Raw genomic sequence first — 23,362 nt, 5'->3', positions numbered from 1 at the left:
GCCGTGAAAAACCCTCACGGACGGGGGGAGAGAGAACGTCACTCGGCGCGTCGGCCGCTCCCGAAGACGGTCGATCCGACGACGTGGACGACGACCACCACGGCGAGAACGACGACGAGCGTGTCGAACTGCGAGGTGCCGACGGCGGCGGCGAGCGTCTCGACGTCGCCCGCGACCACCGCGTCGAGCGTGACGAACCCGAGCGCGGCGTCGACGCGGAGCGGGGGTGCCATACCGAGACTGTCGGCGTCGCGGATATGTTCATCTCGATGTTCGTCACCGGAAAGATAAATTTCAGTCGTCTGAAGAGAACAGCGAGAAGAGCGCGTCGACCTCGTCGGCGTACGTCGCGAGGAGGGCACGACGGGAGGAGACACCGACGAACTCGTCCGCCTCGTCGACGACGACGAGGCGCTCCACGCCGGTCTCGCGGAACCGCGAGAGGACACCCTCGCGCGAGGCACCCTCGCGGATGGTCACCGGGGCGGAGACGACGTCGGCGACTGGGCGGTCGGCGAGTCCGTCGACCGTCCCGAGGGCGAGTCCGACGTCGGCCGCCGAGAGCACCCCGAGCGGGTACTGCTCGTCGAGGACGACGACGAACTCGTCTCCGTGTGTGCGCATGGCGTCCGTCGCCTGTACGACGGTCGTGTCCGGGGCGGCCGTCAGAACGTCCGTCCGGGTGACGTCGGAGCACATACCCGAAGAAGGGGCTGGAGCGGGGTAAACGTATCCGGTCGGACGGGGCGTGGCTCGTGGGGACCGAGAGCACGACCACACGCACGGGACCGAGGACACGTCACGGCGGGGCGCCGAGCACGACTACGGAGACGGCACGACTACGACCACGATACGGCCACAACCACAACCACTACCACCTCCCCTCTCGCAGGGGCGGATATGCAACTGGGCGTCATCGGACTCGGTCGGATGGGACAGATCGTCGTCGAACGCGTGTCGGATGCGGGCCACGACGTCGTCGCCTTCGACCTCGACCCGGAGGCAGTGGCGAGCGCGGCGGACCGGGGTGCCGAACCCGCGGAGGACCCCGTCGACGTACTGGACCGTCTCGGCGACGAGCGTCGCGTCTGGCTGATGGTCCCGGCGGGCGAAGCCGTCGACGCGACGCTCGACGAACTCGCTCCGCACCTGCGAGAAGACGACGTCGTCGTCGACGGCGGCAACTCCCACTTCGAGGCCTCGGTCCGGCGGGCGGAGCGCGTCGACGCCGCGTACCTCGACTGCGGGACGAGCGGCGGGCCGGCGGGCGCGGAACTGGGCTTCTCGCTCATGGTCGGCGGCCCCGGGTGGGCGTACGACGAACTGACGCCGGTGTTCGACGCCGTCGCCACGGGACCCCAGGGTCACGGCCACATGGGACCGTCCGGGTCGGGTCACTACGTCAAGATGGTCCACAACGGCGTCGAGTACGCGCTGATGCAGGCGTACGGCGAGGGGTTCGAACTCCTCTTCGAGGGCCGGTACGACCTCGACCTGGAGTCGGTGGCGCGGACGTGGAACAACGGCGCCGTCATCCGGTCGTGGCTGCTCGAACTGTGTGAGGAGGCGTTCCGAGAGGAGGGGACGGACCTCGGCGACGTCGCCGACCACGTCGCGGGCGGGTCGACGGGGACGTGGACGGTGCAGGAGGCGCTCGAACAGGAGGTTCCCGTCCCCCTCATCTACCAGGCGCTGGCCGAACGGTTCGCGAGCAGGGAGGAGCGGTTCTCGCGGCGCCTGGCGAACCGCCTGCGCTACGGGTTCGGTCGGCACGACGTCGCCCGCGAGTGAGGGGCCGTCGGCGAGGTGACACGACCGGGCGAGACGCATCAGCAAGTGGTCAGCGACATATATCAACCACGCAGTGCGTAGAGGAGAGGATGACTGCTCCCATACGCGTCCTCCACGTCGACGACGACCAGGAGTTCGCCTCGCTGGCAGCAGCCTCACTGGAAGCCGAGGAGGAGACGCTCGCCGTCGAGAGCGAATCGGACGCCGAGCGGGCGCTCCAGCGTCTCGACGGGGACGAGTTCGACTGCGTCGTCTCGGACTACGAGATGCCACAGATGAGCGGGCTGGAGTTCCTCCGAGCCGTCCGCGAACTCGACGACACGATGCCGGTCATCTTCTTCACCGGCCACGGCTCCGAGGAGGTTGCGAGCGAGGCCATCTCGGCGGGCGTGACCGACTACATCCAGAAGCGGGGTTACGAGCAGTACACCCTGCTCGCGAACCGCATCGTCAACTACGTTGATCGACGCCGCGCCGAAGAGGAGCGCCTCCGCGGGTACGAGGCCATCGAGCGGGCGCGCGAGGGAATCAGTATCCTCGACGAGTCGGGGCGGTTCGTCTACACGAACGAGGCGTTCGTCTCGCTCGTCGGGTACGACCGCGAGGAACTCCTCGGGAGCCACTGGGAGCGACTGTACCGCGAGGAGGACAGACAGCAGGTGTACGACGAGCAGTTGCCGGCGGCGGCCGACGGCGGGTGGACCGGACAGACGGTCTACCAGCGGAAAGACGGTGACCTCGTGCTGACGAACCACTCGCTGTCGTACACCGAGGACGGCGAGCTCATCTCCGTCGCCCAGGACATCACCGACGACGAGCGCCGCCGCAAGGAACTGCTGGAGGCGAAGCGGTTCGAGTCGCTCGTCACCGCCGTCACCGAGTACGCGGTGTTCATGCTCGACACCGACGGGTACATCGTCACCTGGAACGAGGGGGCCGAGGACATCGAGGGGTACACCGAGCGGGAGGCGCTCGGCGAGCACGTCTCGCTCTTCTACACGCCCGAAGACGTCGCCGCCGGGGTGCCGGAGCGGCTCCTCGACGAGGCGCTCGAGAGCGGAGACGTCGAGGAGGAGGGGTGGCGCGTCCGCCGGGACGGCCAGCGCTTCTGGGCGCACGTGGTCGTCACACCGGTGTTCGACGACGACGGCACCCACCAGGGCTTCGCGTTCGTGACGCGAGACATGACCGAGCGCCGGGCACGCGAGAACGAACTCGAAGCACAGCGCGCGTCGCTCGCGGCCGCGAACCGGATGAACGAGGTCCTCCGAGACATCCTGCGGCGCATCGTCCACGACTCCTCGCGGCGGGACATCGAACAGGACGTCTGCGACCGACTCACCGGCGACGGACCGTACCTCTTCGCCGCCAGCGTCGACTGCACGGACGACGAGGGGTTCGACGTCCGCCTGGCGAGCGGCCTCGGCGCCGACGCCGCCGGCTACGTCTTCGAACACGTCACCTCCCGGGACGTCGCCAGGCGGGCGTGTGAGCAGGGGAGCGTCGAGGTCCAGCACGTCGACAGCGCGGCGGTCGACCTCGGCCACGACATCGCCACCGCCATCCGCTCGGTGGTGTGCGTCCCGCTCACCTACCGGGAGACGACGTACAGCCTCGTGCTCCTCTGTTCGACGACGGCGAGCGGCCTCACCGACGACGAACGGAGCGCGCTCGCGGACATCGGGACGGCCGCGGGCTACGGTATCCACGCCGTCGAGACGGAACACCTCCTGCAGGCCGACGGCGTCGTCGAACTGGTCCTGGAGACGACCGACCCCGACGACCCGCTGGTCGAACTCGGGAACGGCGATGGGACGGCGAGGCTCGACCGCCTCGTCCCGCTCGACGACCGGCAGTACCTCGTCTACGTGACCCTCGAGGGGACCGCCCCGACCGACCGGGTGGCGGCCGTCGCGCCGAACCCGGCCGTCGAGGAGGTAACCGTCGTCCACGACCACGAGGATGAGGGGGGCGTCGTCGCCCTGACCGTGACGGACGCCCTCGTGAGTGACCTCGCGAGCAGGGGCACCAAGGTCCACACCATGGAGGCGTCCGACGGACGACTCCGGGTGATGGTCGACGTCTCGCCGAACGCCGACGTCGGCCGACTCCTCGACGGTGTCCGCTCGGCGTTCCCCGACAGCGGCCTCGTCTCGAAGCGACAGGTCGCCCGCCCCGTGAAGCGGACGCGGGCGGTGGCCGAGACGGTCGAGTCACGACTCACCCAGCGGCAACTCTCGGCGCTGCAGGCGGCGTACCACGGCGGCTACTTCGAGCGGCCACGCCGGCAGACTGCCGAAGACGTCGCGGAGACGATGGGAATCTCGGCGTCGACGTTCCACCAGCACCTCCGCATCGCGCTCGAGACGGTCCTGACCGAACTGTTCGACTGAGCGGGACGGGACAGGCCCGACCAGCCACCGAGTCTTGCAGGGATTGTACAGTTCAGTATCAAGAGCGATACTGTCACCCGCCTTACTCGGGTACTACACTGGGGAGGGCATGCGACGTTAAACCGGTATGAACGGACAGTCGATGCTGCCCTCGTGGCTCCGGCGGAGCTACATGCGGCAGTTCGTCGCGACGGTACTGGTCGTGCTGGTCGTGGTCGCCGGGTTCGGCTTCTTCGTCCAGGACATGGTCGGCGCCGAACTCAGAGACGACACCCGGACGGAACTCCGGACGGTCGCCGACCTCGAAGCGGACAGCTTCGCGAAGTGGGTCGAGACGAACGAACGCACCGTCCGGCTGTTGTCGGACTCGGAGGCGGTGCAGGTGGTCGACGCGTCGACGGCGGCCGGCGCACTCGACCAGAAGCAGGGGCAGTTGCCGGAGACGGCCCACGCGCTCCACCTCGTCGACCGGCGGTCGGGGACCGTCGTCGGGAGTACCGGCGACGTCCGGGAGGGGACGCCGCTCGGGACGCTCGGAATCGTGTGGATGGACGGACTGCTCGCCGAGGCCGGACAGGACGAGACACTCGTCTCTGAAGCCTACCGGCGCGGCGGGACCGAACTCGTTGCGTTCGCCAGCCCCGTCTCGGGCGAGCGGGCTCTCGTGATGACCGTCGACACGACCGAACGCGCCAGCCAGTTCCGTACCCCCATCGAGGGCGAGTTCACGCAGGTCGTCGACGGAAACGGTGTCGTCGAGTTCGCCAAGGACGACACGGCTGTGCTGCGCGAGTACCAGTGGGGGACCGACGCGGTGGCACTCCAGCGCGGCCTCGGCGGCGAGTTGGGGACCGTCGAGCAGGACGGGTACGTCGTCGGCTACGCGCCCGTCGAGGGGACGGACTGGGTCGTGCTGACGCACGCACCGAAGGGCACCGCGTACGGAATCGTCCACATGGTCGAACAGGACGTGCTCATCCTCATCGGACTGTCGGCACTGGGGTTCGTCGTCGTCGGTCTCACCATCGGCCGCGGCACAGTCCGGGCGCTCGACGACCTCACGGACACCGCCCGGGAACTGGAAGAGGGGAACCTCGACGTCTCTGTCGAGACCGACCGCACCGACGAAATCGGTCAGCTGTACGAGGCGTTCGGCACGATGCGCGACGCCGTCCGCGAGCAGTTGCAGGAGGCGAACGACCTCGCCGCCCACCTCGACAGCAAAGCCGCGGAGTACGACGCCGCGATGGGACGGGCGGCGGCGGGCGACCTCACGGTCAGGGTCGACCCCGAGAGCGAGAACGAGGCGATGCGGAAGGTCGGTCAGGGGTTCAACGAGATGGTCGAGTCGGTCGAGTCGACCCTCGCGCAGGTGCGGAGTTTCGCCGACGACGTCGCGGCGGCCAGCGAGGAGGTGACCGCCAGTGCCGACGAAGTGAGCGAGGCCAGCGGCGAAGTCGCCGTCGCCGTCCAAGAGATATCCGACGGCGCGGTCGAGCAGGAGGAGGGACTCGACGAGGCTGCCGGCGAGATGACCGACCTCTCGGCGACGGTCGAGGAGATCGCCTCCTCCTCGGCGGAGGTGGCCAAGACCGCCGAGGCGGCAGCCGACCGTGCCGAGACCGGTGCGGAGTACGCGAACGACGCGATGGCGGAGATGCAGCGTATCGAGCGTCAGAGCGAACGGTCGGCCGAGGAGGTGGCGTCGCTGGACGACGAGATGGAACGCATCAGTGAGGTGGTGTCGCTCATCGAAGGGGTGGCCCAGCAGACCAACCTCCTCGCCCTCAACGCCTCCATCGAAGCGGCCGCCGCGGGCGAGGCGGGCGACGGGTTCGCGGTCGTCGCGGAGGAGATCAAGGTGCTCGCCGAGGAGGTCTCCGAGTCGACCGCCGAGATCGCCGACCTCGTCGACGACGTCCAGGGCTCGACGGCGAACGCCGTCGACGACATGGCGGAGATGCGCCAGCGGGTGGCGAGCGGCGCCGACACCGTCGAAGAGGCGCTCGACGTCCTCGACAGCATCACGGACGACGTCGGCGCGGCGAACGCAGGCGTCCAGTCCATCAGCGACGCCACCGACGAACAGGCGGCCACGTCCGAACAGGTGGTCGCGGTGGTCGACGAAGTCGCGAGCATCAGCCAGCAGACCGCCGCGGAGGCACAGTCGGTCTCGGCCGCCGCCGAGGAACAGACCGCCTCGCTCTCCGAGGTCTCCGAGAGCGCCGACTCGCTGGCCAAGAGCGCCTCGGAACTGTCGTCGGTGCTGGACGCGTTCGAACTCGGCGAGCGTGACGGCGCGGGCGCCGCGGCGCGGGCACGGGGTGGCGTCGGCGTGGCTGCGACCGACGGTGGCGGACACCGGGAAACCGGACGACGGTAATCGAGTCCCCCCGGACGGACAATCACAATCCCCTTAACCCCCGCATCCGTAGCGGCCTCCATGGTCGAGATCAACGTCGTGGGACTCAGCATGGGCGTCCTGCTGACGCTCATCGCCGTCGCACTGCACTACTCCAACGGGACGGGGTGGCAGTCGACACAGGACATCTCACAGGAGGTGTTGGACCGTCGGGCGGAGACGGTCCCCGAGACGGACTTCCCGGAGCCGATGAACCGGTCTATCGGCGGTGGCGCGGCCGCCGCCGTCGCTGCTGGCGCCAGCGCGGAGGGCGCCGAACTCGAAGAGGGCGGCGAAGAGACCGTCGAGGAGACCGGTCCAGCCGACATCCCCGAAGACGAAGTCGAGTACTTCGACGTCGAGTTCGTCAAGGAGGGCGAGACCATCGAGGTCGCCAACAACAAGACCATCCTCGAATCCGGCGAGGACCACGGCTGGGACCTCCCGTACGCCTGCCGACAGGGGTCGTGCGTCTCCTGTGCCGGGCAGATTCAGGAGGGCCCGAGCGAGGACTACGTCGTCCACGACAACCAGCAGATGCTCGACGACGGTGAACTCGACGACGGCTACACCCTCACCTGTGTGGCGTACCCGCGTGGCTCGTTCTCCATCGAGACGGGCAAGGCACCCTGACGTCGGGACCGAACGGCGCACCGTCGCCTCCCTCTCACTCTCTCGTCGTCTCCTCCCTCGTCTCACCCGTCGAGTCCCATCGACGAGGGTCCCCTCGCTCGACCGCACCGTGCTCGGTCAGTCGAGTCGCTCGACGGCCGCCGAGAGTGCCCGTCGCGTGTACGTCGGGAGGACGCCGAGCCGGTACGTGCCCGACGCCTGGACGTCGGACTGGACGTCGCTCGCGTCGAGTCCGTCGGCCGCCATCGTCGCCGCATCTGCCACGGCGTCGGCGTCGAGCGTCGACCCGACGAGCGCCGTCTCGACCGACTCAAGCCGGAACGGGGCGTCGCGGACACCCGTGGCGGCGACCCGTGCGGCTTCGACGGTGCCCTCCGCCGTGCGGAGTGTGACGCCGACGCCGACGAGCGCGTAGCCCGAGAGCGGGTTCCGGTAGCGGACGTACGCGCTCGTCTCGCCCGGGCCGTGGGCGGGGACCGAGACGGCGGTGACGAGTTCGCCCGGGTCGAGCGCCGTCTCGAACGCGCCGACGAAGAAGTCGTCGACGTCGATGCTCCGCTCGCCGTCGGGTCCTTCCACGCTGACCTCGCCACCGAGCGCTAGCAGCGCGGCCGGCGGGTCCGAGCGGGGGTCGGCGTGGGCGACGTTGCCGCCGAACGTGCCGCCGTTTCTGACTTGGAAGTCGCCCAGTTCGCCCGCGGCGTCCGAGAGCGCGGGAGCGTGGTCCCGCAAGTGGTCCGAGGCTGCCATCTCGGCGTGAGTGGTCAGCGCCCCGACCGAGACGGTGTCACCCTCGACGGAGACACCGGAGAGGCCGTCGACCCGCCCGATGTCGACGAGTACCGCGGGGGAGTGCTCGCGCGTCTTCATCAGCGGGAAGAGGCCGTGGCCGCCGGCGAGGAGTTCCGCCCCCTCATGGACGCCGAGGAGGTCGATGGCCTCTCGGACCGACCCGGCGCGGTAGTAGTCGAAGTCGGCGGGGTACATCTACGACACCTCCCCGTCGCGCATGGCGGTCCACAGTTTCTCGGCCGTGAGCGGCATGTCGAGGTGGGTGACCCCGAACGGCGCGAGCGCGTCGCAGACGGCCGCCACGGTGGCGGGCGTCGCGCCGATGGTCGCCGACTCGCCGACGCCCTTGACGCCGAGAGGGTTGTGTGGACTCGGCGTCACCGTCGCGTCCGTCTCGAAGTCCGGGAGCATCGTCGCCGCGGGGACGGCGTACTCGTCCATCCGGCGGGTGCGGAGGCGGCCGTCGTCGTCGTACACGCCCTCCTCGTACAGGGCGACGCCGATACCCTGCGCGACGCCGCCGTGGACCTGGCCCTCGACGATCATCGGGTTGATGACCTCGCCGCAGTCGTCGACGGCGACGTACCGTTCCACCGAAACCTCGCCCGTCTCGGCGTCGATCTCGACGACGCAGACGTGCGTCCCGAACGGGAAGGTGAAGTTCTCCGGGTCGTAGAACTGCGTGGCCTCGAGACCGGGGTCCATCCCCTCGGGGAGGTCGAAGCCGAGGTACGCCTCGTGGGCGACCTCTTGGATGTGAATGGACCGGTCGGGCGCCCCTCTCACGCTGAACGTCCCGTGCTCGAACTCCAGGTCGTCCTCGCTGGCTTCGAGTTTGTGGGCGGCGATCGTCCGGGCCTTCTCGCGCACGTCGCGGGCGGCGAGCGCGATGGAGCCACCACCGACGGGGGCGCTCCGACTGCCGTACGTCCCCATCCCCTGCGGGATTTGGTCGGTGTCGCCCTCGACGACTTGGACGCTGTCGACGTCGACGCCGAGTTCGCCGGCGACGATCTGTGCGTACGTCGTCCGGTGTCCCTGACCCTGGTCCGCGGTGCCGGCGAAGACGGTGACGGTCCCCGACATGTCGAACCGGACGATAGAACTCTCCCAGCCCCCGGCGACGGCGCCGAGTTGGCCGGCTGCCTTCGAGGGTGAGAGTCCCGCGCTCTCGACGAAGTTGGCGACGCCGATACCGAGGTACCGCCCCTCGTCTCGGAGTTCGGCCTGTCGCGCACGGAGGTCGTCGTACCCCGCGAGGTGGAGCGCGTGGTCCATCGCCTCCTCGTAGTCGCCGCTGTCGTAGACGACGGCGACGCACGTCTCGTACGGGAACGCGTCGGCGGATACGAGGTTCCGTCTCCGAAGGTCGGCGGGGTCCATCCCCAGTTCGGCGGCGGCCACGTCCAGCAACCGTTCGACGACGTAGTTCCCCTCCGCCCGTCCCGCACCCCGGTAGGCGTCGACCGGCGTCGTGTTGGTGAACGCGCCGACCACCCGACAGTGGATGGCCGGGATGGTGTACTGCCCAGAGAGGATGGTCGCGTAGAGGTACGAGGGTGTGGCGGTGGCGAACTGCGAGAGGTGCGCTCCGAGGCCGGCGTGGGTCTCGACGCGCATCCCCAGGACCGCCCCCTCGGCGTCAAGCGCCATCTCGGCCGTCGTGACGTGGTCCCGGCCGTGACAGTCGGTGAGATACCCCTCCGACCGCGTCGCCTGCCACCGGACCGGCGTGCCGAGTTGCATCGAACACCACGCCGTGACCGCCTCGTCGGGGTAGTGGTATATCTTCGAGCCGAAGCCGCCGCCGACCTCCGGGGCGACGACCTGTATCTTGTTCTCGGGGAGGCCAAGACTCGTCCCGGCCAGCAGCATCCGGTGGAGGTGGGGGTTCTGGCTCGTCATCCAGATGCGAAGCTCCTCCGTCCGGGTGTCGTAGTCCGCCAGCGCCGCGCGGGGTTCCATCGCGTTCGGGACGACCCGCTGCTGGCGGAGGTCGACCGAGACGGTGTGGGCCGCGTCCGCGAACGCCTCGTCGACGCCCGCCTCGTCACCGAGCGTGAAGTCGAACGCGACGTTGTCCGCGGCCTCCTCGTGGACGGGTGGGTAGTCGCCGGAGACGGCGTCGACCGGGTCGACGACCGCGTCGAGCGGTTCGTACTCGATTTCGACGAGGGCGGCCGCGTCGTGGGCCCGTTCTCTGGATTCGGCGACGACGGCGGCGATGCCGTCACCGAGGTGGCGGACCTTGTCCACGGCGAGGATGCGGTACTGCGGGGTGACGAGACCCGGCAGCGACCACGCAGTCGGGATGCTGTTCGGGATACCCGTCTCCTCGACGTCCGCGCCGGTGAACACCGCGACGACGCCCTCCTGGGCCGCGGCCGCACTCGTGTCGATGTGCTTGATACGCGCGTGGGCGTGGTCGCTCCTGCGGACGACGAGGTGGAGTGCACCGGTGAGTTCGACGTCGTCGGTGTACTCGCCAGTGCCGGTGAGGAGCGGGACGTCCTCGCGGCGAGCGACGCTCGAACCGAACACCTCCTCGGCGACTCGCTCTTCGGCCGACGACTCGCTCATGCGGAGTCCTCCCGCAGAGTCGCGGCGGCCGACTCCACCGCGTCGACGATGTTGTGGTAGCCCGTACAGCGGCAGAGGTTCCCCTCGATGGCCTCGCGAATCTCCTCGCGCGACGGGTCGGGGTTCGACTCGAGGAGCGCGCGGGCGGTGACGACCATCCCCGGCGTGCAGTAGCCACACTGGAGGCCGTGCTCCGTCTGGAACGCCTGCTGAATAGGGTGTAATTCGCCGTTGGCGACGCCCTCGATGGTCTCGACGCGCTTGCCGTCTGCCTGGACGGCCAGGAGGTTACAGGACTTCAGCGCGCTGCCGTCGACGAGGACGGTACAGGCGCCACAGCGCGTGGTCTCACACCCGACGTGGGTGCCCGTGTAGCCGAGGTCGTTGCGGAGCGCGTCGACGAGGAGTGTCCGCGACGCGACGGTGAGGTGGTGGTCGGTGCCGTTGACCGTCAGGGTGATGTCGTGTGTACTCATGGTGAGCGGCGGCGTGATGCCCGCCCCGTGGGCACCGCACCAGACGTGTGGAACGGTATGTCGTCACACACTACCGCGTGTTATCAGAGTGTCAGGAGATATAGATTCGCGTCGGGAGCGAGGCGGCCCCGCTCGGATGGCGGAGCGCAGGTGTGAGATGACAACCGTTATACGTGGCTGCGGGTTACGACCCGGTGAGGGCCCGTAGCTCAGTGGACAGAGTGCTTGGTTCCGGACCAAGATGTCGCGGGTTCAAATCCCGTCGGGTCCGTGGCTTCTAATCGCAGGAATGCGGCGGAATTGACTCGAGATTTTAATTCGGATTCGTCATGAGATATGACGAACTCTCCTGCTGAGGGACGTAAAACCGGTCCAATTTGCCGCCGAATACAGAAGCGAGCCCCGCGAATGACGAATTCACTCCGTGTTCGTCACGGTCTCCTCCGTGTACGCGTTTCGAAGAATATCTCACGAACGCATTTCACGAGACTGCTGATCCGCTCAGGAGTCGAACTCGTCTCAGACCGCTCCCATTCGCTCGTACACCCACGGTGCAACCACTTGAGAGATCACCGTCCACAACGAAGCCGGATACTCCCGATTCTCACCGTCTTCATGTCGGGCCCCTGGCGGTGCGTGAAAGTGGTCCCGCGTGTAGTCCTCACTGTCGTGTCTGTCCCATCGACACAGCCACCTCTCACCGTGATGGTCTTCGACGTACGAGATGTGGAAGTCGCCGTTCGTGTACGACTGCACCTCGATGTACGCTTCCGAGACGTACTTTCGAGGGTAGCACTGCCGTTCGAGGGAGACGGCGATCGAGTCGGGTCGGTTCGCCGGAAACACTGTCGTGTTCTCGACCCACGATTCGGACGTTAGCAACGACGCGAGTTCGCGGAGGAGCGCCCGGTTCGGTGTTCGGTCGTGCTGGCCGTTCACCGTCAGGCGACTCCTTCGTCGACCGGATTGTCCTGCCGAGAGCGTCGGAGATCACGAATCTCTCTGCGGATCGCGGCCCAGTTGTTCAGGTCTAGCCACACCGTTTCGGCGTCGCCGTACTCACCATACTCCAGCGGATCGATCTCACCTGGGGTCTCGACGTCGTACGTCTCCCGATACGCTTCGTCTTCGGAGAGCAGTTCACCGAGTCGGTTTCGGTATTCATCGTCGTCCAGTTCCGAGAGTCGATTGAGTCGCCGCCACTCGAAGTACGACTCGTTCCGCTCGAATGTCTCGGGATTGTCTGTCACCCGCGTCAACACGCCGATATCTGCGAGTCGTCGCAGATGTCGCCGGGCCGAGTTCTTCGAGCAGTCTGCTCGCTCTGCAACCTCCACAACACGAGTTGGCGTGTAGAGTTCGAGCGCGGTCCTGTACACGCGTTCGTCTGCCGGAGCGTTGTCGAGTCGGTCACTGAGGTTTTCCGAGAAGTCCGAGGAAGGTGGGCCACGTTCATTGTCGGAGGCGTTCATACACAGTAACACGAGGTGCCGATCAATATAGTTAACGTTCGTTCGCATATATGAGCATTGGTCGATCAGGATGAAACCAAGAGAGACGACGACTAGTTAGAAGTCGTCAACGTACGTCCGACGCTGTTCCATCTTCTCGCGCTCCATCCACCGGTCGTCGTGTTCGTCTAAGACTGCGGTTGAAACACTCGTTCTCGCACGTACAATTGCTCACGAGCATCCGAATGCGACCAGTTTCGATCGACAGACCCTACTGATACACGGTATCTCTGGTATCGATCTCCAGCACCCGGAGTTCGTCTCGTTCCTTGTCCCAGTCGATGATCGCGCGGCGTTTTCCAATCCGGAGCGAGTACTCGTCTCGACCTTTCAACGGCTTCAGGTGACGACCGGGATTCGTCCCTGCGTCCTTCAGCTTCGACCGAATCCGGTCTTCGATGTCGTTCGGGAGCGATTGCAGCTTCTTCTCGACGTCGGGATGCAACAGAACCGTCGCCATTGCGGATTACAGTGCTTCCCACTCGTCAGACTCTTTCCGGGCATCAACTCGATCAGCGGTTTCAGCATCGAGTTCCGGTGCCACTTCTGCCCACCAACCGACCGCTCTCGCACCGAGTTTCTTCCTGCTCACTAACTCTTTGTCAGCCATCTGTTCGAGCCGACTACGGATACCCTCGGAGGTGATCTGTTTTCCGAACCTTCGCAATCCCTCGGCGACTTCGGGAGCTGTGAGAACTGGGTCGTCTTCGTAGTCGAAGACTTTGAGGATCTCTTGCTCAGTAACGGTCTCCTCGAACCGTCCCGATTCGTCTCGCCCTTGGCTCATGTATCGTATTCAAACGGCTAGCGGTATAACCGTTTGGTTCGTGCCAACCGGCGAGGGCGTGAGTTATTTTCCGACCGTGGTACTTTGGTCGAGACTGAGTAAGAGACGTATTCGGAGCGTTCGGTGCGTTCAGATCTGGTCGAGATACCTCCGCCGTTGTTCCATCTTCTCCCGCTCGGTTCGGCGGTCGTAGTGTTCGTCCAGAACCGCCATGGAGACGTTCGCTCGTGCGCTGACGACCGGTTCGGGTATGTCCGAGTTCAACCAGTGCGTGATTGCACCACGACGAACTGCGTGCGGTGACACTGACGACGGACACGCGAACGCTTGGCTCCGGTCGATTGCTGCCTCACATGCAGAAAGATCACAGTCGTGCGGGCAGTCGCCCGTGAATCCACATGGCCGCGTCATCGAGTACACATAGCTCTGAATCGTGGTGAGATGCGCTCGGCCTTGGGCAGTGGAAACGAGGGGGTTCCGATCGAATTCGTCAACGGAGTCAGGATGCCGGTCTGCAAGCCATGCGTCCAGCACCGAACACGTCTCCGCCGAAAGCGCGATGAACCGTTCACCGTTGAATTTGTTTTTGATTGGCGTCCCCGTCTCCGGGCGGTGGCGAACGTCCAGCGACATCTCCTGTGAATCGTAGTCACCAACGTCCAGTGCGTGAATCGCGCCTCTCCTGAGCAGAGCGTGCCATATGAGGAGGAAAGTAACGTGGCGTTCGGACGCGTACTCGTACGTAGAGAGGTAGTCCAAGATCTCATCAGCGACTTCCGAGTCTAACATTACGTCCCGAGAATTCTCACCATCGGCCAGACTCGGTGAGACGACCTTCGACCACAAGTCTGTGGGCACAGCGTCGATGGTTCCGCACCAGCGGATGAATACTCGCAGGGTGTCCATCTGTGATTTTTCAGAAGGAGGTGCGAGGTCGCCATCGGCCCGTCTCCAGAGACGGTACCGGTGCAGCGTCCGTCCGGTCAGCTCGTTCAGATTGTTGACTTCCTGTTCGTCACACCAGCGAATGAAATGGCCGAGCCGAGACGAGTGGGCGTACTGGGTTGCCTTCGCGAGTTCGCTTTTGCGGTCTTCGAGGTACAGTTCAACGGCTTCGTCGGGTCGGAGTGGTTCGAGTGCCATGGCTCTGTGTCGGTGCAAACCGGGATGAGCCACGATCCGAATCTGAAATCCTAATCGCCGGACAGCGCGGCGATTAATTCAGCTTCGTCATACACTATGACGGATTCCCGTCGGGTCCGTGGCTGGTCTAATCGCCCGACAACGTCGGGTTATATCCCTTAGATTACGAACTATCTGAGAGTCCGTCTCGTTTCGTACCGGACTCAATACGCCCACGCGGTCCTGTCGTGAGAGACGTGGTCAAGGTAGGTAGTAATGCACTCAGATCCGAACACCGTCGGGGTCACCACGATACGGCGAGCGTGTTCCACACCGAGGATTCGATGCAGTGTTACGGTGCTGCCGCCGCACCGTCACCGGAACCGCGAGCGAGCGGTGTCACGATCAGTTCGTCGTACGGGAACAACGGTTTCTTCGCCCGTCCTACATCCTCGAAGCGAATCACCCCCAGCGCCTCCAGCGTCGTCAGTTCTTGATGGACGTTCTTCTTGTCTCGGCCGACCAACCGCGCAGTTTCGCGGATGCTCTCCGGAGCCTCGTCTCTGATCACACGCAGGAGCGTGTAGGTGCGCTCGTTGAACACCTCGGTCAGTTGGGATTCGTTCGGAAATCGAACGGTTGCTGGCTGGTCGATGCTCTCGTCAGCCGTGAGCTGTTGGATCGCTTCCAGCCCCTCCTCGTAGGGGTTCGTCTCGCTATCGACCGTGACCAGCAGTACGTTCGTGTTGTCAGTCATGGGTATCACCAGTGTCGTCGGATGGACCGAACCGTGGTTTCGGAATCTCGTTCCAGAACCGCTCGTAAAGTTCCTCCACTCCGAGGAACTCGATGAATTCCGGTTCCGGGTCGGGAGCGGCGTGGAGTTCGTGGCCTTTCGTGTCCTCGTGGGCGTTGTCGTAGCGGCGGATCGTCCCGTCTTCGAGCGTATCTGGACCGGGAACCAGTGCGCCGTAGTGAAACGTGTACCGCCATCCCGATGGGTACGCCTCGTCCTCGGTCCGACGAACGGACACGCGGACCACAGTGCCGTCCTCGTACACCGTGGCATTACTGTACCCATCGAGTTCGTCAGCCGTTGGTTCCATCCGTCACGTGTTGGTTGTGTAGCCAACGGTTTAGCGTTGTTGGTTAGAGGACCAACGAACGAGGTAGGAAGCCAGTTGTAAAAAACGCAAGAGTGCGGAAGGGTGTACTCAATACGGTCTCGACCCGTCCCGAATCCCGTCGGGTCCGTAGCTTCTAATCGCAAGAAAGCGGCGGAATCGAATCAGACGATACCGTGAATTCGTCATGAGATATGACGAACTCTCCTACTGAGGGAAGTAAAACCGGCTCAATTTGCTGCCTGATACGGAAACGAGCCGTGCGAATGACGAATTCACTCTGTGTTCGTCACGGTATCCTCCCTGTACGCGTTTCGGAGAATAGCTCACAAACGCACTTCACGGGACTGCTGATTCGTTCAGGAGTCGAACTCGTCCCAGACCGCTCCCATTCGCTCGTACACCCACGGTGTAACCACTGGAGAAATCACCGCCCACAGCCCAGTTGGGTACTCCCGGTTCTCACCGTCCTCGTGCCGGGCCCCCGGCGGTGCGTGAAAGTGGTCCCGAGTGTAGTCCTCACTGTCGTGTCTGTCCCATCGGCACAGCCACGTCTCACCGTGCTGGTCTTCGACGTACGAGATGTGGAAGTCCCCGTTCGTGTACGACTGCACCTCGATGTATGCTTCCGAGACGTACTTGCGAGGGTAGTACTGCCGTTCGAGGGAGATGATGAGCGAGTCAGGACGGTTCGCTGGGAACACCGTCGTGTTCTCAACCCACGACTCGGATGTCAGTAACGACGCGAGTTCGCGGAGGAGCGCCCGATTCGGTGTTCGGTCGTGCTGGCCGTTCACCGTCAGGCGACTCCTTCGTCGACGGGGCTATCCCGTCGGGAGCGTCGGAGGTCACGAATCTCTCTCCGAATCGCAGCCCAGTTGTTCAGGTCTAGCCAGACCGTTTCGGCGTCGCCGTACTCTCCGTACTCCAGCGGGTCGATGTCGTCCGGCGTCTCGACGTCGTACGTCTCCCGATACGCTTCATCTTCAGAGAGCAGTTCACCGAGTCGGTCTCGATATTCGTCGTCGTCCAGTTTCGAGAGTCGATTGAGGCGTCGCCACTCGAAGTACGACTCGTTCCGCTCGAACGTCTCTGGGTTTTCCGTCACCCGCGTCAACACGCCGATGTCGACAAGCCGTCGCAGGTGCCGCCGGGCCGAGTTCTTCGAACAATCTGCTCGCTCCGCAACCTCCACGACACGAGTTGGGGTGTTGAGTTCGAGTGCGGTTCGGTACACTCGTTCGTCCGCCGGAGCAGTATCGAGTCGTTCACCGAAGTCTTCCGAGAAATCCGAGGGGGGCGGACCACGTTCGTCGTCAGAGGTCTTCATACACAGTAACACGAGATAGTGATGAATATAATTAACGCTCGTTCACAGATATGAGCAGTAGTCGGTTAGAATGAATCCAAGAGAGACGACGACTGGTTAGACGTCGTCGAGATACGTTCGCCGCTGTTCCATCTTCTCGCGTTCGGTTCGGCGGTCGTAGTGTTCGTCCAAGACTGCTGTCGAGACGTTCGCTCTCGCACTGACGACCGGCTCTGGCACGTCCGAATTCAACCAATGCGTGATTGCACCTCGACGAACGGCGTGTGGCGACACTGACGACGGACACGCGAACGACTGACTGCGGTCGGTTGCGGCCTTGCACTCAGACATATCCAAGACGAATTTGCATTCTGAGACGGCAAAAATCTAAAATACATAGATTTCGTATCACAAGTATGCCCACACTCACCGACCACGGTGGCACGCCCCCAACCGAGGAAACCAGTCCGCGGTCACTGGATGACCTCAACGGCTTGCTCGCGGCCACGACATTGCTCCAGACTCCTCGTCTCGCCCGCGAGTACGTGTACCTCTGCTACTACGGCCCGACGACGATTCAGGAACTCATCAACGAACTAGAGGTCGCTCGTGCAACTGCGTACGACGATGTCGAACGACTGGAACGGCTGGGTGTCGTCGACCGCGACGAATCGACGCGCCCGTATCAACTTACAGCGACTCCGTTCGCGTTCGTCGACGGGCGTGACGTCTCAATCACGCCGACGCTGATTCACGCCGTGGCCCTCACGGAATTCGACGACGATGCCGCGTACTTCCACAACCGGCATGGAGTGAGTAAACTCACAGCTGCGGTCCAAACGGCAGGGAAGTACTACGCGGGGGAACTCACGCAGCGAATGGCCGCGACGGAGATGGGTGTCCAGCCTGCTGAGGGGATGGCCATCATCTACGCGCTCCGCCCGGTTCTCAAGGCAGGCCGAGAACACGACCCGTACTTCGAACAGCTAATCTCGTGCGATCCGGACGCATTAGTCTTCGATGGAGAGTGACGAACTCGGTCCCGAGGACGCCATCCTCGTCGATACGAACCTGTTCGTCGCTGTCGGTGGGGTAAACCATCCGAAGTTCCAGAAGCTTCGAGAGTTTGCTGAGCGTAGACAACTCACGCTACTGGTTCCACAGCGAGTCAAACAGGAACTGAGTACGATGCATATCGCCGACCGGGTGGAAAGGGCAGTAGACGACGGGTGGGCAGAACTCATCGATCCGCCATCCCCGACGGACCCCGATGCAGTCGCAGCGATGGATTTCGTTCGCCGTGAGATTGCGCGTCAGACGGGGAAGGAAGAACATCGGGTCGAGAAAGCCGATACGGTGTTCGCGGGGCTGGCAATCGAATTGTTGCGTGAGGGGAACCCACGGGTGGCTATTCTTACCGACGACCGAATCGCTGCGGCGGCAATCGAACGAGCGGTCGAACAACAAGGGTACGACGAGTCAGTACTCGCGTTACGACGCGACGACATCGTCGACGGCGACGGTGATGTTCACGTCATTTGAACACCATCCTAACGAACGGTGCATCCCGAGACGAAGGGTTACACCTGATTCAAGTATCGTCTCCGTTGTTCCATCTTGTCACGCTCGGTGCGGCGGTCGTAGTGTTCGTCCAGAACCGCTGTCGAGACATTCGCTCTCGCGCTGACGACCGGTTCGGGAACATCGGAATTCAGCCAGTGGGTGATGGCCCCGCGACGAACGGCGTGCGGTGACACTGAGGATGGGCATCCGAACGCTTGACTTCGGTCACTTGCTGCCCTACACTCGGACACGTCTCGATCGTGGGGGCAGTCCGTGAACACGCAAGGGCGCGTTATCGAGTACACGTAGGCCTGTATCGTGGTGAGATGCGCTCGGCCCTGCGCAGTAGAAAGCAAGGGGGTACGACCATACTCGTCGACTGTGTCAGGTCGCCGGTCGGCAAGCCACGCGTCCAACACCGAACACGTCTCCGCTGAAAGCGCAATGAAACGTTCACCATTGAATTTGTTCTTGATTGGAGTCTCCATCTCTGGGCGGTGCCGGACATCCAGCGACATCTCCTGCGGGTCGTAGTCGTCTACATCCAACGCGCGAATCGCCCCTCTCCTGAGCAGAGCGTGCCAAATCAAGAGAAAGTAACGTGGCGTTCAGAGGCATATTCGTACGTAGAGAGATACTCAAGAATTCCGTCAGCGACCTCCGTGTCCAACATCACATCACGAGAGTTCTCCCCGTTGGCCAAACTCGGCGAGACGACTTTCGACCAGAGGTCAGTCGGGACAGCATCGATGGTCCCACACCAGCGGATGAACACTCGTAAGGTGTCCATCTGCGATTTCTCAGAAGGAGGTGCGAGGTCGCCGTCTGCCCGTCTCCAGAGACGGTACCGGTGCAGCGTCCGTCCGGTCAGCTCGTTCAGATTGTCGACTTCCTGTTCGTCACACCAGCGAATGAAATGGCCGAGCCGAGACGAGTGGGCGTACTGGGTTGCCTTCGCTAGTTCGCTCTTGCGGTCTTCGAGGTACAGTTCGACGGCTTCGTCGGGTCGGAGTGGTTCGAGTGCCATGGCTCTGAGTCGATGCAAATCGGAGTCAACCACGACCTAACTCTGGATTCGTAATCGCCGGACAGCGCGGCGATTAATTCAGCTTCGTCATACGGTATGACGGATTCCCGTCGGGTCCGTTCGCTTCGCTCACTCCCTCGACGACTTCCCACTCGCTTCGCTCGTGGGAATCCCGTCGGGTCCGTTTTGTGGAGTTTAGGTGTGAACGAGATTTGTCTCGACTCGTATCGAATCCGCGTCGGGTCCGTTCTCGTGTTTCACCGTTGGCTTTTACACGACAGCGAGAGGGTGTTTATCCATCGTCTCTCGCGTTCGACAGTTGATTTGAACCAGTCGCATCACGGGGTCGCCGCCGTCCTGCGTTCGCCTATAATCGACGTAGGGTGGCGGTGTAGTAACCAGCGGGGTCAGGCAACCCGTTCTGGTGGGTTCGCCCTCCAGGCGTGCCGGAGTCGTCGAGGCGGCCGGAGGAGACGTCCACGTCGAGACGGCCGTCGGCAAACCGTCTCCCCCCTCGCGTCGGACCGTTCGGCCCCCGGCGAGTTCGACAGCGATGACGGAACCGAACGGGACCCAGCACCGTCACAGTCACGGGCGACGACGTCAGGGCGGTTCGAGTCTCACGACACCACACGGTTCGCTCCCGACAGCGTCCACTGCGGCAATACGGGAAACGCGGCGTCGCTGCGAGCAGCATCCGCTAGTGAAGTGAATACGCCTCTGAGGTATTCCCCCAGCGAAGTTCGTGTCTCGTCTTCGGAGAACGTACCGTACGAACGGTGGATGCCAGTTCCCGAGTATGAGAACAGTATCCGAGAGAGACGGCTCCGAGGCGACAGTCGGTGAGCGGTGTGTCGGTAAAATCGTCTTTATTCGGCGTTATCGTAGCTGATACGGGGGACGTAACCGCTTTCATGTTGATAGAAGATACGAACCGTATGGCAACGAGTACACCGGACGCTCTGGGTCGAACGGAAGACGACCGGAGTTTGCGGCACACTCTCGCGGACGTCGTCAAGTACGTCCCACGGGGAGAGTCGCTACCACAGGAAGCGTGGGAGAAGCGCCACCGCAACATCCTCTTACTCCTCCTGGCGCACGTGCCGTTCCTCTTCGCGCTCGGGACGTTCACCGGCACCGACCCGTACGTCACCGGAGCCGAGTTCACGGCCGTCCCACTCGAACACGCCGTCGGCGGCGTCGGAATCGTCGCCGCGCTCGCGGGAGTCGCGTGGTGGCCCGGACTGCCTCGACGGGTCCGTGCGGCCGTCGCCGCGGTGGGGCTGATGACGAGTTCGGCCGTCCTCGTCTACTTCTCCGGGGGGTTCATCGAGGCACACTTCCACTTCTTCGTCGTCGCGGGCGTCATCGCCAGCTACGAGGATTACCTGCCGTTCGCCGTCGGCATCGCGTTCGTCGCCATCGAGCACAGTCTCTTCGGGATGACGAACCCGGAGGCCGTGTACAACCACCCCGCCGCCGTCGCGAACCCGATGGGGTGGGGCTTCGTCCACGCCGTCTTCCTCCTCGGCCTCTGTGCGGCGCTGGTGTCGAACTGGCTCTCCATCGAGCGCTCTCGGGAGGAGACGAGACAGCAGATACAGAACGTCAAGGACAGCGAGGAGGCGAAGGCGGAGGTCGAAGAACTGAACAGGCAACTGGTCGTGCAAGCCGACGAACTCGCCACGGCGATGGAGGCCGTCTCGAAGGGCGACTTCACGGCCGAACCGCCGCGGCAGACTGACATCGAGGCCATCGCGGCTATCAGCGACGCGTTCGTGGCGATGAAGCGGGAACTCTCCGCGACCATCGTCGACCTCCGGGAGTTCGCGACCAGCGTCGAACGGACGACGCGGTCGGTTCACGACGACGCCGAGACGCTCGAACAGGCACAGCAGCAACTCGCGTCCGACGTCCGTGCGTTCGCGACCGACGTCAGGAACCAGGCGAGCAACCTCGAGTCCACGACCGGCGAACTGAGCAACCTCTCGGCGACCATCGAGGAGATCGCCGCCAACGCCGACCAGGTGTCGAACGAGGCCGGCACGGCCGCGGACGCCGCCGACGCGGGAACCGACACCGCCGAGGCGGCGGTCGAGGCCATCGAGCACATCGAACGGAGCGTCGGCGAACTCGCCGCGCTGGTCGACTCGCTCGACACCCGGATGGACGAGGTGTCCGAGAGCACCGACCTCATCGAGTCCATCGCCGAACAGACGAACACGCTCGCGCTCAACGCCAACATCGAGGCGGCGCGGGCGGTCAACGACAGTGAGGGGTTCGCCGTCGTCGCCGACGAGGTGAAGTCGCTCGCCGACGAGACCCAGGACCACTCGGCGGCCATCAGTCTCACCATCGGCGACACCATCGAGGACGTCAAACGCGTCCAGCGCGAGATGGAGCAGACCAAGGCGCAGATCGAGACCGGCAAGGAGACCACGGCCGACGCCGGAGCGGCGTTCACCGACCTGAGCACGACCGTCGAGGGCGTCGACGTGTCTGTGACGGAAGTCGCCGCCGCGACGGACGACGGGGCGCGGACGACCGAGGAGGTCGTCGACGCCATCACGCGGGTCGCCGACCAGGCACGGTCGGTCGCCGAGCAGAGCGAGTCGCTCGCGGACCGCGCCGAGACCAGGGCGTCGACCATCTCCGACGTCCGGTCACAGCTCGACGACCTCACCAGCCAGACCGGGGACCTGCAGAACCAGCTCGACGCGTTCACCTGCGAGCCGACTGGGAACTGAGCCGAACGGCGGCGCGAACCCACTCTTCTCCGACACGGCGTGCGACGACGTCCGCGTTACCCGTGTCCGGCCGGGTCGTCAGGGTCGCTCGACTCGTCGGCGTCGTCAGCGCCGCACTGGTCGTCGACGTCGTCGAAGCCGTCGACGTCACTCGACACACCAGCCCCGGCGTCGTCGTTCGATTCTCACCGCCGTCGGTGTCGCTGGCTTCGAGAACAGTCTAGTCGTACGCGGCGATGGCCATCCGGCGCTCGGGCGAGAACGTCTCTCTGTCGCCCGGCGCGGGGACGACGAGACGACACCAGTGTGACGGACGGGGTGCGGGTCGGACGAGTGGCTGTCGGCGTCGTCGGACTCACAGGGGCGGTCGGTGTCGTCGGACGTCGCTCGTGAGGCGGCGGTCGGAGAGAGAGAGCAGTCTCGGCGGCGTCGCCGCGGCGGGGTCAGCTATCGGGTGAGCGCGGCGGAGTGCGGTGCGACGGTCGAACAGATGCCGACCGTCACGGGGCCGTCTCGGTCTGTTCGTCCTCCTCGGGGAACAGCGCGGCGAGACAGTCGTCGGGGAAACTCGGGAGCGAGACGTCGTTGCCGGCGGCGATTTTGATGATGACGCCCTCGGTCTCCGAGAGGTAGATGTGGACGGCCGTCGCCCGGTCGTGTTCGACGACGAGCGTCCGGGCGGAGCCGAGGTGGGTGTAGACCTCCTCGATGTACGGCCGGCGGAACAGCGCGATGGAGCGGTGGACGAGGACGTCGAACTCGTGGCTCGACAGTTCGGTCTTCAGGTCCGGCCGGATGTGGTGGACGGTGTAGTCGTACCGCTCGGACTCGAACGACGCCACCCAGCGGAGGTCGTCGCCGAATCGGTCGCGGAGCATGGTCACGAGGCGGTCGTAGTCTGGGGTCGAGTTGTCGGTGAACAGCATGGTGAGTATGTTGTGGATCATGTCTCTGGGGTCACGCGAGTGCCGCGGCCAGGAGCGCCAGCGCCATGGTGAGCGCGAGCGCCCACAGGGCGGTGTGGAGCGACGTGTCGACGCGCTCGTCCCGGCCGGCGAGCGAACCGAACCGGGTCGCGAGCGTCGCGCCGACTGCCGTCGCCGCGT

General features: G+C 64.6%; 22 protein-coding genes and 1 tRNA gene. 8 read left to right on the top strand and 15 right to left on the bottom strand.

The window, feature by feature from the left end:
* Nucleotides 1-38: 38 nt before the first annotated feature.
* A complete protein-coding gene (locus ACESK5_RS08640) occupies nt 39-233 on the bottom strand; it encodes a hypothetical protein (protein WP_372911155.1) in 195 nt (64 codons plus the stop codon).
* 61 nt (nt 234-294) lie between these two features.
* Entirely contained in the window at nt 295-699 is a 405-nt protein-coding gene (locus tag ACESK5_RS08635) for a CBS domain-containing protein (protein WP_372911154.1), read from the bottom strand.
* A 201-nt stretch (nt 700-900) separates the two neighbouring features.
* Between ACESK5_RS08635 and gnd the strand changes: the two genes are divergently transcribed.
* From gnd to ACESK5_RS08615, 4 genes are all read left to right on the top strand, one after another.
* On the top strand, nt 901-1,791 hold the full coding sequence (gene gnd, locus ACESK5_RS08630; RefSeq protein WP_372911153.1) for a phosphogluconate dehydrogenase (NAD(+)-dependent, decarboxylating): 891 nt from the start codon (nt 901-903) through the stop codon (nt 1,789-1,791).
* A gap of 89 nt (nt 1,792-1,880) precedes the next feature.
* On the top strand, nt 1,881-4,184 hold the full coding sequence (locus ACESK5_RS08625) for a PAS domain S-box protein (RefSeq protein WP_372911152.1): 2,304 nt from the start codon (nt 1,881-1,883) through the stop codon (nt 4,182-4,184).
* A 127-nt stretch (nt 4,185-4,311) separates the two neighbouring features.
* Nucleotides 4,312-6,567, top strand: coding sequence for a methyl-accepting chemotaxis protein (locus ACESK5_RS08620; protein WP_372911151.1), 2,256 nt, complete (start codon nt 4,312-4,314; stop codon nt 6,565-6,567).
* Between the two features lie 60 nt (nt 6,568-6,627).
* Complete coding sequence (locus tag ACESK5_RS08615; protein WP_372911150.1) at nt 6,628-7,218, top strand: 2Fe-2S iron-sulfur cluster-binding protein; 591 nt, start codon at nt 6,628-6,630, stop codon at nt 7,216-7,218.
* A gap of 117 nt (nt 7,219-7,335) precedes the next feature.
* Here the strand turns inward: ACESK5_RS08615 and ACESK5_RS08610 are convergent, their stop codons facing one another.
* Genes ACESK5_RS08610 through ACESK5_RS08600 form a run of 3 tightly spaced genes read right to left on the bottom strand, consistent with a single transcriptional unit; the run spans nt 7,336 to nt 11,066 of the window.
* Nucleotides 7,336-8,205 (bottom strand): xanthine dehydrogenase family protein subunit M, encoded by an 870-nt coding sequence (locus ACESK5_RS08610; RefSeq protein ID WP_372911149.1) that lies wholly within the window; start codon nt 8,203-8,205, stop codon nt 7,336-7,338.
* Nucleotides 8,206-10,590: a xanthine dehydrogenase family protein molybdopterin-binding subunit gene (locus tag ACESK5_RS08605; RefSeq protein WP_372911148.1), complete on the bottom strand. Its 2,385-nt coding sequence runs from the start codon at nt 10,588-10,590 to the stop codon at nt 8,206-8,208.
* Complete coding sequence (locus tag ACESK5_RS08600; RefSeq protein ID WP_372911147.1) at nt 10,587-11,066, bottom strand: (2Fe-2S)-binding protein; 480 nt, start codon at nt 11,064-11,066, stop codon at nt 10,587-10,589. Before ACESK5_RS08600 ends, ACESK5_RS08605 begins: the two co-directional genes overlap by 4 nt.
* Nucleotides 11,067-11,264: 198 nt before the next feature.
* On the opposite strand from ACESK5_RS08600, the gene ACESK5_RS08595 reads away from it, so the two are divergent.
* Nucleotides 11,265-11,337, top strand: a tRNA-Arg gene (locus ACESK5_RS08595).
* A 670-nt stretch (nt 11,338-12,007) separates the two neighbouring features.
* On the opposite strand, the gene ACESK5_RS08590 is transcribed toward ACESK5_RS08595, so the two are convergent.
* The 8 genes from ACESK5_RS08590 to ACESK5_RS08555 all read right to left on the bottom strand — a co-directional run bounded on the left by ACESK5_RS08590 (nt 12,008) and on the right by ACESK5_RS08555 (nt 16,940).
* Complete coding sequence (locus ACESK5_RS08590) at nt 12,008-12,538, bottom strand: ArsR family transcriptional regulator (protein WP_372911146.1); 531 nt, start codon at nt 12,536-12,538, stop codon at nt 12,008-12,010.
* A gap of 250 nt (nt 12,539-12,788) precedes the next feature.
* Nucleotides 12,789-13,037, bottom strand: coding sequence for a type II toxin-antitoxin system RelE/ParE family toxin (locus ACESK5_RS08585; RefSeq protein ID WP_372911145.1), 249 nt, complete (start codon nt 13,035-13,037; stop codon nt 12,789-12,791).
* A gap of 6 nt (nt 13,038-13,043) precedes the next feature.
* On the bottom strand, nt 13,044-13,364 hold the full coding sequence (locus tag ACESK5_RS08580; RefSeq protein ID WP_372911144.1) for a winged-helix domain-containing protein: 321 nt from the start codon (nt 13,362-13,364) through the stop codon (nt 13,044-13,046).
* Between the two features lie 129 nt (nt 13,365-13,493).
* Nucleotides 13,494-14,507, bottom strand: a complete 1,014-nt coding sequence (locus ACESK5_RS08575; RefSeq protein ID WP_372911143.1) for a tyrosine-type recombinase/integrase — start codon at nt 14,505-14,507, stop codon at nt 13,494-13,496.
* 331 nt (nt 14,508-14,838) lie between these two features.
* The gene (locus ACESK5_RS08570; protein ID WP_372911142.1) at nt 14,839-15,243 is read right to left on the bottom strand and encodes a hypothetical protein; all 405 of its coding nucleotides are present in this window, start codon (nt 15,241-15,243) and stop codon (nt 14,839-14,841) included.
* Nucleotides 15,236-15,592 carry a DUF6516 family protein gene (locus tag ACESK5_RS08565; protein ID WP_372911141.1) on the bottom strand — a complete coding sequence of 119 codons (357 nt, stop codon included), beginning with the start codon at nt 15,590-15,592 and terminating at the stop codon, nt 15,236-15,238. Before ACESK5_RS08565 ends, ACESK5_RS08570 begins: the two co-directional genes overlap by 8 nt.
* A 377-nt stretch (nt 15,593-15,969) precedes the next feature.
* Entirely contained in the window at nt 15,970-16,407 is a 438-nt protein-coding gene (locus ACESK5_RS08560; RefSeq protein WP_372911140.1) for a hypothetical protein, read from the bottom strand.
* A 2-nt stretch (nt 16,408-16,409) separates the two neighbouring features.
* Entirely contained in the window at nt 16,410-16,940 is a 531-nt protein-coding gene (locus ACESK5_RS08555) for an ArsR family transcriptional regulator (RefSeq protein ID WP_372911139.1), read from the bottom strand.
* A gap of 395 nt (nt 16,941-17,335) precedes the next feature.
* Here ACESK5_RS08555 and ACESK5_RS08550 point away from each other — a divergent pair, with 395 nt between their 5' ends.
* Both ACESK5_RS08550 and ACESK5_RS08545 read left to right on the top strand, forming a co-directional pair.
* The gene (locus tag ACESK5_RS08550) at nt 17,336-17,950 is read left to right on the top strand and encodes a helix-turn-helix domain-containing protein (protein WP_136590921.1); all 615 of its coding nucleotides are present in this window, start codon (nt 17,336-17,338) and stop codon (nt 17,948-17,950) included.
* A complete protein-coding gene (locus ACESK5_RS08545; RefSeq protein ID WP_372911138.1) occupies nt 17,940-18,461 on the top strand; it encodes a hypothetical protein in 522 nt (173 codons plus the stop codon). The genes ACESK5_RS08550 and ACESK5_RS08545 overlap by 11 nt, the downstream gene beginning before the upstream one ends.
* Nucleotides 18,462-19,068: 607 nt before the next feature.
* Here ACESK5_RS08545 and ACESK5_RS08540 read toward each other — a convergent pair.
* On the bottom strand, nt 19,069-19,509 hold the full coding sequence (locus ACESK5_RS08540) for a hypothetical protein (protein WP_372911137.1): 441 nt from the start codon (nt 19,507-19,509) through the stop codon (nt 19,069-19,071).
* A 938-nt stretch (nt 19,510-20,447) separates the two neighbouring features.
* Here ACESK5_RS08540 and ACESK5_RS08535 point away from each other — a divergent pair.
* Nucleotides 20,448-22,256, top strand: coding sequence for a methyl-accepting chemotaxis protein (locus ACESK5_RS08535; protein ID WP_372911136.1), 1,809 nt, complete (start codon nt 20,448-20,450; stop codon nt 22,254-22,256).
* A 500-nt stretch (nt 22,257-22,756) separates the two neighbouring features.
* Here ACESK5_RS08535 and ACESK5_RS08530 read toward each other — a convergent pair whose 3' ends face one another.
* A complete protein-coding gene (locus ACESK5_RS08530) occupies nt 22,757-23,203 on the bottom strand; it encodes a hypothetical protein (RefSeq protein ID WP_372911135.1) in 447 nt (148 codons plus the stop codon).
* Nucleotides 23,204-23,362: the final 159 nt, after the last annotated feature.

Origin of the sequence: Salinigranum sp. (assembly GCF_041641895.1) — an archaeon.
Lineage (GTDB): Archaea > Halobacteriota > Halobacteria > Halobacteriales > Haloferacaceae > Salinigranum.
The sequence above is the reverse complement of the archived record's forward strand: the minus strand, read 5'-3'. Positions and strand labels throughout refer to the sequence as shown.